The 12,321-nt window shown below is 71.5% G+C and carries 7 protein-coding genes; 2 read left to right on the forward strand and 5 right to left on the reverse strand.

Translation table 11 applies throughout. From position 1 onward, the window contains the following. Nucleotides 1-60: 60 nt before the first annotated feature. The 5 genes from ACIHEJ_RS29455 to ACIHEJ_RS29475 all read right to left on the reverse strand — a co-directional run bounded on the left by ACIHEJ_RS29455 (nt 61) and on the right by ACIHEJ_RS29475 (nt 7,744). On the reverse strand, nt 61-2,244 hold the full coding sequence (locus tag ACIHEJ_RS29455; protein WP_400140081.1) for a hypothetical protein: 2,184 nt from the start codon (nt 2,242-2,244) through the stop codon (nt 61-63). Between the two features lie 70 nt (nt 2,245-2,314). Next, nucleotides 2,315-2,767 carry a hypothetical protein gene (locus ACIHEJ_RS29460; protein ID WP_400140083.1) on the reverse strand — a complete coding sequence of 151 codons (453 nt, stop codon included), beginning with the start codon at nt 2,765-2,767 and terminating at the stop codon, nt 2,315-2,317. Between the two features lie 94 nt (nt 2,768-2,861). Beyond that, the gene (locus ACIHEJ_RS29465; protein WP_400140085.1) at nt 2,862-3,638 is read right to left on the reverse strand and encodes a polysaccharide lyase family 7 protein; all 777 of its coding nucleotides are present in this window, start codon (nt 3,636-3,638) and stop codon (nt 2,862-2,864) included. A 136-nt stretch (nt 3,639-3,774) separates the two neighbouring features. Next, complete coding sequence (locus ACIHEJ_RS29470) at nt 3,775-4,983, reverse strand: chitinase (protein ID WP_400140087.1); 1,209 nt, start codon at nt 4,981-4,983, stop codon at nt 3,775-3,777. Between the two features lie 118 nt (nt 4,984-5,101). After that, complete coding sequence (locus tag ACIHEJ_RS29475) at nt 5,102-7,744, reverse strand: TIM-barrel domain-containing protein (protein WP_400140089.1); 2,643 nt, start codon at nt 7,742-7,744, stop codon at nt 5,102-5,104. A 451-nt stretch (nt 7,745-8,195) separates the two neighbouring features. On the opposite strand from ACIHEJ_RS29475, the gene ACIHEJ_RS29480 reads away from it, so the two are divergent. Continuing rightward, nucleotides 8,196-9,320, forward strand: a complete 1,125-nt coding sequence (locus tag ACIHEJ_RS29480) for a GNAT family N-acetyltransferase (protein WP_400140090.1) — start codon at nt 8,196-8,198, stop codon at nt 9,318-9,320. A 359-nt stretch (nt 9,321-9,679) separates the two neighbouring features. After that, nucleotides 9,680-12,316, forward strand: coding sequence for a glycosyl hydrolase (locus ACIHEJ_RS29485; protein ID WP_400140092.1), 2,637 nt, complete (start codon nt 9,680-9,682; stop codon nt 12,314-12,316). Nucleotides 12,317-12,321: the final 5 nt, after the last annotated feature.

Consider the following 12,321-nt stretch of genomic DNA (forward strand, 5'->3'; position numbering starts at 1 on the left):
TCGTTACAAGAGAGGGAGAAGGAAGCCCCTTCATGGCCTCGCCGTCGCTCACGTTAGCAGTCACTGCGGGATCAGGTCGCGCAGATTTTCCGGGGTGACGATCCGGGAGTCCGGGTGCAGCCCCTCCGGCCGCTCCAGGCCGATGTAGGTGACCGGGCCGTCCGGGACCGCCCCGGTGCCGTCCCACTCGCGCACGGCCGTGCCCCGCGCGGCCAGCAGCCCGGCGAGGTAGCCGACCGTGAGGTACTCCCGCTCGACGATGCCCCGCAGCAGCGTCGCCACCGACGCCTGATTGCCCTCGACCCGGTTGCCCGACGGCGTGCCGCGGAGGTACAGGTGCAGCCACTTCGCCCGCCACCGGCCGTCGGCGTCCCGCACGAACGCCAGCGGCAGCGCCACCCGGCCGGGCCCGCGCAGCTCCGACTTCATCCGCACCGTGCGCGGCTCGAAGGGGCGGCCGGCCTGCTCGGACTCGCGCAGCATGAACCCGAAGAAGGACTCCTCCACCTCCTCGAAGCCCTCTCCGGCGTAGATGTTGACCTGCGGGACGACGAAGGTGCCGCGCACGGCGCCCAGACGCAGGTCGATGAATTCCGAGGCGCCCTCGGGTGCCTCGGTGATGTCGCCGGAGTGCTCGCCCTCGACGTCGGACAGGGCCGTCCAGGACAGCTGGCTCACCGTGTCGTAGCCGGCGTCGAGCAGCAGCGCCGACAGGTCGAAGTCGGTGCGGCGGCCGGCCTGCTTCCAGTACACGAAGAAGCGCAGGCGCTCGCCGTCGACGGGGGAGAGGGAGCCGCGCGGCAGCACGCCGAGGCCGGACGCGGTCGCCTTGCCGCTGAGCGGCAGCGCCACGTCGAGCACGTCCGGGTCGACCAGCAGCCGCTCCACGGCCGGGAGCCGGCGGCCGATCTCCTCGTCCAGGGCGGCCGTCAGCCGTTCGCGTTCCGCCGGCGGCAGGGGCGGGCGGGTGTCGTCGGTGACCCAGGTGCGGCCCCGACGGCCCACGAAGACCCGCCGCGCACCGGGCGCCCCGGCACGGTGGTGCAGATGCTCGCGCACCGACAGCACCACACGCCCGGACACCGCCCCGGCGACCTCCTCGGCGGCGGCGACGACCGCGTCCCGCTCCTCCTGGGTGGGGGCTGCGCGCAGCAGCCGGTCCAGGGCGCGGAACAGCTTGCCCGGCGCGGACCGCAGCAGTCGTACGGCACCGGTGACGTCCCCGGCGGCCAGCAGGACCTCGACCCGGCCGTCGAGGGTGCGCGCCGTCCGCTCGCCGCGGGCGACGGCGAAGACCTCGGCGGCGTGCGGCCACCGCGGGTGCTCGTGCGGGTGCAGCCGCTCCCCGAGCCGCTTGTACGCCTCGCGGTGTGCGGAGACGTCCGCCAGCCTGGCCGGGGCGGCGGCCACGACGGCGTCCAGTCCCGCGAGCAGTGCGCGGCGCACCGGCCGCGACAGCGCCCGGAACCGCGTGGGCTCCTGAAGAGTCACGTCGCCGCCGGACAGCGCGCAGGCCAGGCGGAGCACGTCGGTGACGGTGTCCAGCAGCAGATCGGCGCCCGCGCTCAGCCGGGCCCGGTTGACCACGGCCCGGTTCTCCCGCACGGGGATCGCCTCCGGCTGCGGCCCGGCCGCGCACCTTCCGGCGAGCACCTCCAGGTCCCGCAGCCCCTCCTCGCCCAGCGGGGTGCTGCTCCCCGCCAGAGCCAGGTACAGCGCGGTGACCTCGTCGTCCAGCGGTCCGCCGAGGTCCAGTACCGTCACGCGGTCGCCCGCCGCCGGGATCAGCTCCCCGTGCCGGGCGAGCATCTCGGCGTAGGTGTGCCGGTAGCGGCCGTACGACGGCAGGGTCAGCAGGTCCACCACGCCGCCGACCAGCTGCTTGAGCGTGCCCGGGCGGACGGCGGGGTCGGCGAGCGCCTCCTCGACGCAGCGCGCCCAGAAGGCGGGGGTGTCGGGGACGTTCGCCGGGAAGTCGACGAAGTAGACGTTGTGCTCGACGTGGTCGCCGACGAGCTCACGGACGGTCGCCAGGGTGCGGACGGCGGTGTCGACGACCGCGCCCTCGGACAGCGACGACAGGTGCGCGAGGGCGGTGGCGGAGAGCTTGAAGCCCACCGACATCAGCGCGGTGTCGAACTGCCGGGCCGCCGCCTCGCCCCGGCCGGCGGGTCCGAGGGGTTCGGCGGGGGCGGGGATGCGGCGGGTGTGCCGTACGACCAGACGTTCGAGGGTGTCGCGCATTGCGGCATGATCGCAGAGCTGCGCGAACCCGTGCACCGCAATTTGCCGGGCCCCCGGCCCGGCGTGGCCGTCAGTCCCAGAGCGGGTAGGTCATGACCGTGTTGAAGCCCTCCGGCCGGGCGGCGGTGTAGGTCAGACTCATCCGGGTGAAGTGCTGCACCGCCGGATCCTTCGTCCAGGTCTGCGGCAGGTCCAGGTGCACGATCACCGGGTAGCGGCGGAAGGTGCCGGCGGCACAGTAGGGCTTGCAGTCGTTGACCCAGTTCACGCCCACCGCTGTCGCCGCCTGCGAACCCCACTGCTTCCAGTGGAGTCCGGACAGCAGGCTGTTGCCGTCGCCGCAGGCGAGGATGAAGTCGGCCGGGCGGATGTCGCGCTGCCACCGGCAGTCGACCAGCACGGGCCGCGAGGGTGCGGCCTTCGGGGCCGTGGCCGCCGGGCCGGCCGACGCCGTGGTCATACCGGCCGTGAGCAAGGCGCCCGCCGCCAGGGTGATCGCCGTTCCCGTCAAAGATCCGCGCATGGCCGCTCCTGCCGTCGTGCTGTGTCGGACCGCACATCGAACGCTACGGCGGTACGCCCGAATGCACCAATTGCGCAGGTCGCGCCGTCGTGTGTCACCCGTGCGTGACGGTCAGCCCGTAGAACGCGACGCGGGCGCCCTGGGTGGTGCTGTCCGAGGAGGACTGGTTGTAGGAGCCGGCCTTGAAGTACTGCTTGTACCGCTGGAACGACGACGGGATGCCGTAGTGGGTGGTGGTGCCGTTGACGGTCAGGTCGATGGTGTCGCCGCCCGCGACGGCGATGGTGTAGCTCCAGGTCCTGCCGATCGGCACGTGGCCCACGGCGTGCGGGGTCTGTCCGCCGGACGGCGAGTCCTCGGTGCCGAGGACGATGTCGCCGTTCGCGTGGTAATACAGCTCCAGCAGCGGCTTGGTGGAGGAGCCGCCGGAGCCGAGGTGGATCTGTCCCACGCAGACGTTCTTCGTCACGGAGACCACACGCAGGGTCGCGCTCATCCGGTGCGAGCCGGACAGCGACCAGTCGGCGGCGCTCCCGTCGCGGTTCATCTCGCGCAGTTCCGAGCGGGCGTAGTGGGAGTTCGGGGTGGTCACGCCCTCCTCGGGCGCCCAGAACGTCATCGCCCCGTCGCGGGTGTCGGTGTAGAAGTACGCGTCCTGGTAGCCGTTCGCGCCCTGCAGCCGGGACGACGGGACGGTGGTGGGCTTGCCGGGGGAGCCGACGGGCTCCTGGAGTTGCCACACCGAGAGGTCGAAGTTGCCGCCGGGTGCGACATGGGGGCCGGCGGCACCCGCACTGCCGGTGCCGAGGACGCCGAGGGCGAGGGCGAGTCCCGCGGTGGTGGTCGCCGCGAGGAGCCGGGGTCGGGGCATGTGGGGGTCCCTTCGTCGGACCGGACGTCCGAACCGGACGTTCGACCGGGATGCGTTCAGCATGGTGAACACTGAACGCATCCTTGGTCGCCGGTGCCCGAGAAGCTAGAGGTCTGAACCAGACACGTCAAGAGGTTCAGCAGGCGCCCTCGTCCTGCCACGGACCCCACTCCGAGGCGCCGGGCACCTCGTTCTGGGTCCACCACTTGGCCTTCCAGTTGTGCTTGGCGTAGGAGACCTCGTTCCCGGCCGTGTACACCGCCGACGAACTCCACGCCGTCTTGCAGGAGGTGGGGGTGGGCGTCGGCGTGGGGGTGGGCGGGGTGGTGGGCGGGGTGACGCCCGCGAACTTCACGGAGTACTTGGCGAAGTCCCACGGGTTCTGGGTGACGCTCGAGCAGGTGCCGGAGGTGCGGCCGCCGTTGTCGGGCGGGCTGCACTGCCGGTCGCGGTTCAGGGACCAGAACGTGAACCGGTCCATGTGGTGACCGGTGGCGTAGTCCAGCACCGTCTGGAAGTCGGCCTGTGTGAAGTACTCACCCGTGTCGCTGCGGCCGTTCATGCCGGAGAAGCCCTCGTGGGCGTAGGCGGTCGCCTGGTCCCAGCCGAAGGTCGACTGCAGGATCGAGTTGAAGTTGGTCAGCGCGCCGGTCTGGCTCGCCGCCCCGTTGAAGCCGCCGTCGAACGGCATGATGGAGAAGTTGTTCGGGGTGAACCCCTGCGACTTGGCCTCCAGCAGCATCTGCTTGCCGAACCAGCCGGTGCCGTCCGCGGTGCCGGCGGTCGTCACGGAGACGTACAGCCCCGGGTTGTTCTGCTGGAGGATCTTGGCCGCGCCGATCTCGTTCCTGATGGCCGCGGTGTTCTCGTACTCCGGCTCCTCCAGGTCGAAGTCGATGGCGTGCAGCCCGTACTTGGTGATGACCTGCTGGTAGGCGGCCGCCGTGGAGGCGGCGTCGGAGCAGACCTGGCCGAGCTTGGTGCCGCCGTAGCCGCCGATGGAGACGGAGACGTCGCCGCCCTTGCTCCGGATGGTGTCGATCGCCGACTGCACGGCCGTGTCCGAGGAGACGGGGGCCGTGCCGCCCCAGGTGGGCGTGCAGCCGCCGCCGTTCGGGGCCAGGACGAAAGCCAGCTGGAAGGCCTTCAGGCCGGTCGCGTCCATGATGGCGGCCGGGTCCGGCGGGTCGTTGTCCAGCGGCATCAGATAGGGGGCTGCGGCGTACCAGCGGTTGTCGAGCGCGGTGGCCGCGCCCGAGGCGCTGCCCGCGACGAACGCGGTCGTGCCGGCGGCGGTCAGCGTGACGGCCGCCGCCGCGCCCAGACAGGCCCGAAGGGGTCTCATTGCGTGCCTCCCAGAGGGGGTGGGGTGGGGAGTCGCCCCAGGCTCTGGGAGGCGTTGGGGTCACGTCAATGAGTTGGACTAGACCAACTCACTCTTTGGACTAGACCATACGCTTCCTTTACCCTCCCTCGACCAGTCGTAGACCGAAGCCCCGATCGAGCGGCAGGCTCGGCGTGCTGACGGTGGTGGTGTGCGTGCCGGAGTCGTACGACCAGGCGGAGTCCGGGAGCTGACGCCCGTTCAGCAGCACCCGTACGGGTGCGCCGGTGCCGTGCACGGTGAACCGGTACGTCCGCGCGTCCACCTTGCCCGTGTAGTCGCCCCGGCTCGCGCCGACGGACACGGTGGTTACCCTGCCGTCCGCGTGCAGCGACACCCGCTGGGTCGCGGCGGAGCCCCGGGCGAAGTCGCGGGTCACACCGTCGTCCTCGTACAGCGTGTAGTGGCTCGTGCCGTGCGCGGCCGGGTACAGGTCCCAGTCCAGCTCGTGCCGGTCGCGGGTCTGCCAACTGGTCGTGCCCTTCGGCCACATGGGGACGATCGCGCCCTCGCGCACGAACAGCGGGAGCGTGTCGAGCGGGGCGTGGTAGCCGTTGACCGTGGTCGGCCCCTGGTAGGTGCGCCCGGTCCAGTAGTCGGTCCAGGTGCCCTTCGGCAGATGGATGCCGTCGCGGGTGTCGGAGTCCTGGTAGACCGGCGCGACGAGGAAGTCGGGGCCGGACAGGAACTCGTACTTCGCCTCGTCGGTCAGGGCGCCCGGGTCCTTCGGGTACTCCAGCCACAGCGGACGCACCGCGCCCACCCCCGTCTTCGCCGCCTCGGCGGAGAGGGTGTACATGTACGGCAGCAGCCGCTCCTTGAGCTGCAGGTACCTGCGGTTGACCGAGGTGTACGGCTCACCGTCCAGCCAGGGCTGCTGGTCGGCGGGCTTCTTGGTGGTGAGGTCGGTCGCCCAGCCGTCCATGGTCATGATGGCCGGCAGGAACGCCTTCCACTGCAGGTCGCGGGCGTACATCTTCGCGTCGTGGCGGTAGATGCTGCCCACGTCACCGGTGTTGTAGGCGATGCCGGACATGGTCGCTCCGGCGTAGGTCGGGATCTGCCAGCGGATGTAGTCCCAGGACAGTTTCTGGTCGCCGCTCCAGAGCACCCCGCACCGCTGGGCGCCGGCCCAGGACACCGGGAGCCACACGAAGCCCCGGGCGTCGCTGTTGTCCTCGATCCCCTTCTTCGCCGCGTCGCAGGCGTCCAGCGCGAACTTGTAGCCGTTGCCGACCCAGGCCACGTCCAGCTTGGCCACCCGCTGGCCGGCCTTGACCTGGTCGGCGAGCTTGTCGATGCCGTCCTGGGTCCACAGGCCGAGCTGGGCGTGGTGGTCCTGCAGGCCCTTCGCCGTCTGCTCCAGGTTCTCGTACCCGCAGCCGTAACCGTCGTTGACCAGCATCCAGCCGAGGGGCATCTGGTGCTCGGTGTAGCCGTCGGCGACCTTCAGCGCGTCCAGGGTGTGCCGCTCGCCCCGGTTGGCGTTGTGCAGGTAGCAGTCGGAGTCGCCGGGTTCGAGTCCGTACACCGGAGGCATGAACGGCTTGCCGACCAACGCCGTGTACGCGCCGATGACCTGCTTGGCGTCGCCGAGGAAGTAGTAGGCGTCCAGGCGCCGTTCCTGCTGACCCGTGGTGACCGGCGAGCCGAAGGAGTAGACGCCCGGCGCGAAGGTGTTGCGGAAGACGCCGTAGCCCGCGCTGGAGAGGTAGAACGGCTGGGAGTTGTTGTAGCCGCCCTCGTCCCAGTCGAAGCTGTTGGACACGTACATGGTCCGTCCGCGGTGCGAGAAACTGCCGTTCTGCTCGCCGCCGCCGAAGAACTGCTCGTCGGCGCCCCGCGTCAGGCTCTGCCGCATCCCGCCGGTCGACCAGCGCAGCGGCTTGTCCTCCTGCCAGATCCGGGTGCGGTTGTCGGGTCTGTACAGCCCGAACCGCAACGGCTGCTTGTAGACGCGCAGCACGGCCTCCGGCGAGCGGACGCCGTAGTAGTCGCCCGCGTCGAAGGTCGAGGTGTGCCGCTGCAGGGCGGGCTGCTCGCGCACGATCGCGGTGCCGGCCGGGTCGCTCAGCGAGCCCGACGGGTCGGCCTGGAGCCGGAGCCGCCCGCCGGTCAGGAAGTCGGCCCGGGCCGTGAGCCCGCCCGCCCGTACGGTGTAGCTGCCGTCGCCGCCGGAGAAGGACGTGAGATCACCGGCGTCGGTCGTCGCGGGCAGGTACGCGGTGCCCGTGAAGGAGTTGTCGTGCACGTCGTAGGGCACGACCACCACGTGGTACGTCCCCGACGCCCGGGGGATCACCGTGGCCTCGGGGTCGGCGGTGCCGGCGCTGGACGCCACCTGCCGGCCGTGGTCGTCGTACACGTAGAGGTCGAAGTCGTCGGAGGGCTTCTCCCACTTGACCGACAGCGGGACGCCGCCCTCGGGGCTGTCGTTCCAGTAGCCGTCGGGCACCGAGACGGTCAGGTCGAAGCGGTCGCAGACCTTGTCGTCGGGATCGGCGTCGGCGGCGGGGCAGCTCTCGGTGCCGCCGCCGGTGCCCTTGGCGTAGACCGGGCTCTGCCAACTCACGCTGCTGTGCGCGGAGTCGAGGACGGCGCCGGTCGCCGCGGCGGCGGCCCGGGCGGGCGCCGGGGCGGCGAGCGCGGTCCCGGCCAGGACGGTCACCAGCCCCAGCGGGACCCAGGCCGGCCAGGGCACACGGTGTCGGAGTCTTCGCACGGCCAAAACAGCTCCCATCACACCATTGCGGACTGACTGTTGCTACGGCTTGTGCTGGATGTGCTCGGAAGCGCTCGAAATGAGCGCCGATCGAGCAACTTCACGCACGCAGCCTCGGGGGTGGTGCAGGTTCATGTCAATAGAGGCGAGAGGGCTGGGAGCGGGAGAATCTCGTCATCCGTCCTGACTCATCACCGATGTCCGCAGACCCATGGCGGATCATCCGTCGCCTGAGGCACCCTTGACGGTGTGCGTGCTGTTTCGCGACGTTTGGGCAGTGGCGCACGGCGGGGAACCGCAGACAACGGAACGAAATGGCAGGACGCGCCCGGCGCGTCGTGGGGGGAGCGGTCGCCCATGCGATCCATCAGCCATGATCCACACGCCTCACCGGCCTGTGCCGCAACCGCCAGACCCCTGGCGGAGGCGGCCGAAGGGCGGTCGAGCTGAGGTGGAGATCACCATCCACAGACCCGGTGACCTGACCGCCGAACTGCGCGGCGCCTGGCACCGGGCGATGGACGAGTCACCCGAGTACGCGAATCCTTTCCTGGCACCGGAGTTCACGACAGGGGTCGGCCGTCACCGGCGCGGGGCGCGCGTCGCGGTCCTGCGGGAGGGCGGCGAGGCGGTCGGGTTCTTCCCGTACGAGCGCGGACCCCTCGGCACCGGCCGGGCCATCGGACTCGGCCTGTCCGACTGCCAGGCCCTCGTGCACCGGCCCGGCGTCACCTGGGACACCGGGGAGCTGCTGCGCGCCTGCGGGCTCAGCATCTTCGAGTTCGACCATCTCGTGCAGGAGCAGCGACCGTTCGCCCCGCACGTCACCGGCACCTTCGCCTCTCCGGTGATCGACGTGAAGCCCGGCGACGGCGGTTACGCCGAGTGGCTGCGCGGCGCCTACCCGGGGCTGGCCAAGACGACGCTGAAGAAGGAGCGCCGGCTCGGACGGGACATGGGCGAGGTACGGTTCGAGTTCGACGAGCGGGACCCGCGGGTCCTGCACACGCTCATGGAGTGGAAGTCCGCCCAGTACCGCAGGACGGGGCGGATGGACCGGTTCTCGCGGCCCTGGATCGTGGACCTCGTCGACCACCTCTTCCATGTCCGCGAGGAGCATTTCACCGGCGTGCTGTCGGTGCTCTACGCCGGAAACCGGCCGGTCGCCGCCCACTTCGGACCCCGTTCCAGCACCGTGCTGGCGGCGTGGTTCACCGCGTACGACCCGGACCTGCACTACTACTCGCCCGGGCTGATGATGCACCTGAGGACCGCCGAGGCCGCCGCCCGGCACGGGGTGACCCTGGTCGACCTGGGGCGCGGCGACAAGGAGTACAAGGACTGGCTCAAGACACGTGAACTGCGGGTCGGCGAGGGCTTCGCCGCCCGGCCGCACCCCGTGGCCGCGGCGCAACGGCTGTGGCGCAGGCCGGTGCGCGGACTGCGGAACACCGTCCTGGCCCATCCCCGGCTGCGCGAACCCGCCGACCGCCTGCTGAGGACGGCGGGCCGGCTGCGCACCCAGGGCGGGGCCGCTGCCCCCGCGGTCCGCACGCACCGCCCTCGATCAGGATGAGCAGGGCCGGGGCGATCGGCACCGGGAGCAGCAGGGTGCGCTCCTCCGGCGGCTGAGCGCCCCGGCGACTTGCGGACGGATGGTGAAGCGGCCCGCACCGGCGGTGGCGAACACCGGGACGCGGACGCCGGTGCCGTCACCGCCGTGGGCTGAGCGGCGGCAGCCCGAGGTACGGCCGGGCCGCCTCGGGCAGGAAGCCCGCGCCGTCGGAGGCGGGCACGGCGCCCGTGGATCAGCCCGCCGGGACGGCGATTGCTGGCAGGTTCTCGTCAAAAGTTGGCCAAGTGGCGGACGTTCGCACGTCCGCGTGATCGGGTCTCCTGCGTCGGCAGTGTCGATGCCCCGTTCCGGGAGGTCCTGTGTCAGCCCCAACCCGCAGAAGACGGTGGTTCGCCGTCTGTGCGCTCACCGCGTCCGCCGCGCTCGTCGCCCTGCCCCCGGCCGCAGCGTCCGGCCGTGGAGCGAGCCCCTTCGGCACCCGCGCCCTCGGCCAACTCGCCGCGGAGCGCGAGCAGTCGGTGGGCGCGATGGCGCCGCACCTGTCGGCGGACGACGACGGCAACGAGGCGGACGAGATAGCCGAGGGCGCGGACCAGTACGCCGAGGCCCGCACCTCACCCGGTGTCGTCGCCCCGGGCGCCTACGGCGCCGCCTGGCGCGGTCTCAACCATCTCAAGAGCACGGGCGGCAGCTGGCGCACCGTCACCGACCTGCCGTACGACTCCGACGACCCGCGCTACCGCGACATCGACTCCAACTCCAGCGGCGGCAGCGGGAACGTCACCGGACGCATGGCGGCGATCGCCGCCGACGACCACGGCTATGTCTACGCGGGCAGCGCCGGCGGCGGCGTCTGGCGCTCGCGCACCGGCGGCGGCCACTGGCAGCCCATCAGCGACCGGCTGCCCGCCCAGTCCACCGGTGCCCTCGCCCTCGACGGCGGCGGCCGGCTGTGGCTGGGCACCGGCGAGGCCACCACCAACGCCGACGCCTACCTCGGCAGCGGCGTCTACGTCCTCACCCACCCGCACCACGGCACCTTCTCCACGCGGGCCCGGGTCGGCGGCGACGAACTGCAGAGCACCACCGTCCACGAACTGCGCTTCGGCGGCGGCAAGGTGTGGGCGGCCACCAGCGAGGGCGTGTGGAGCCACTCCACGAAGAGGCTCAGCGGTCCCTGGAAGCTGGAGTTCGCGCCCAACCCGGACTTCCTGCCGGGCGGTTCGCAGGCGGACGACCCGGACGCCCCGTACAAGAACATCGCCAACGACATCGCCATCGACCCCGAGGACCCGTCCAAGGTGGTCCTGGCCGTCGGCTGGCGCAGCGGCGACGACTACAACGGCTTCTACACCAAGGTGCGCGGCACCTGGACCCGGATCAGCGGCGGCCTCGGTGACCTCCCGGCCGACCCGGACGACGTAGGCAACGTCACCTTCGCCCGCTCCGCCGACGGCTCCCGCTACTACGCCATCGACCAGTCCCCGGAGCAGCTCAACACCAACCCGGACAGCGGCCTGGAGGGCATCTACGTCTCCAGGTCCGGCTCGCCGACCGGCCCCTGGACGAAGATCGCCGACTACAAGGGCCTGGCCGCCGACAACTCGGCGCTGACCTCGCCCGGTTACATGCCCGGCGTGCAGGCCTGGTACAACCAGTTCCTCGCCGTCGACCCGGCCGACGCGCAGCACGTGTACGCGGGCCTGGAGGAGGTCTACGAGACCAAGGACGGCGGCGGTACCTGGTCCACCGTCGGCCCGTACTGGAACTTCGGCTTCTCCTGCTGGAGCATCGATCCCTCCGAGCAGACCGGTGACTGCAACCCCACCACCCACTCCGACCAGCACGGCGTCGCGATCGGCCGCTCCCACGGCAGGAGCTTCGTCTACGTCGGCAACGACGGCGGCATCTACAAGCGCCCGGTCGACGGCTCCCAGGACGCCTCCGGCCACGCCACCGACTGGACGTCACTGAACGACGGCACCATCGACACCCTGCAGTACTACTCCGTCGGCATCGGCAAGGACCCCGACCACGGCGGCGTGGCCGTCACCGGCGGGCTGCAGGACAACGGGCAGTCCGTCCTGCGCAGCGACGACAAGGTGATGGGCTCCAACTTCGGCGGTGACGGCGGCGACACCCTCACCGACCCCGCCAACGGCTGCAACATCGCCCAGGAGTACGTCTACCTCGCCGTCCAGGTCACCCAGAACTGCGCCGTGAACGACGGCAGCTGGGTCACCGACCCCAGCAAGGCCACCTCCTACTCCGTCGCCCCGCCCGACAACGCCACCAGCGAGGCCCGCTTCATCGCCCCGCTCGCGGCCGACATGAAGGACGGCAACACCTGGGTGGCCGGCGGCCGCCACATCTGGGTCCAGACCCACGGCTACGCCATCCGCAGCGGAAAGGAGTGGACGAACGTCCACGACCTGGGCGCCGGCCGCACCGCGACCGCCGTCGCCGCGTCCGGCGGCAAGGTCTACGCCGCCTGGTGCGGCCCCTGCAACAACCAGGGCTTCGCCCGCGGTATCGCCGTCGGCAACACCGACGGCACCGGCTGGCACGACATCAGCCTGCCCGTGGACGGCACCGTGCCCAACCGCTACCTCAGCGGCTTCGCCGTCGACCCGAAGAACGCCGACCACGTCTTCCTCGCCGTCAACGGCTTCTCGCGGCACTGGACCGAGGGCCCCGGCGCCGGCGTCGGCCACGTCTTCGAGTCCACCGACGGCGGCACCACCTGGAAGGACATCTCGGCCGACCTGCCCGACGTGCCCACCAACTCCGCGCTGGTGACCGCGGGCGGCGGCCTCGCCGTCGCCACCGACCTCGGCGTGGTCTACCGCGCGCCGGGCCGCACCACCTGGGAGCGCGTCGGCAGACTGCCGGCCGTCGCCGTCCTCCAGCTGAAGACGAGCCCCGACGGCGGCACGCTGTACGCCGCCACGCACGGCCGGGGCATCGCCACCGTCAGGGTGCGCTCACTGCGCTGACCGTC

Source organism: Streptomyces sp. NPDC052301 (assembly GCF_044593395.1).
Lineage (GTDB): Bacteria > Actinomycetota > Actinomycetes > Streptomycetales > Streptomycetaceae > Streptomyces.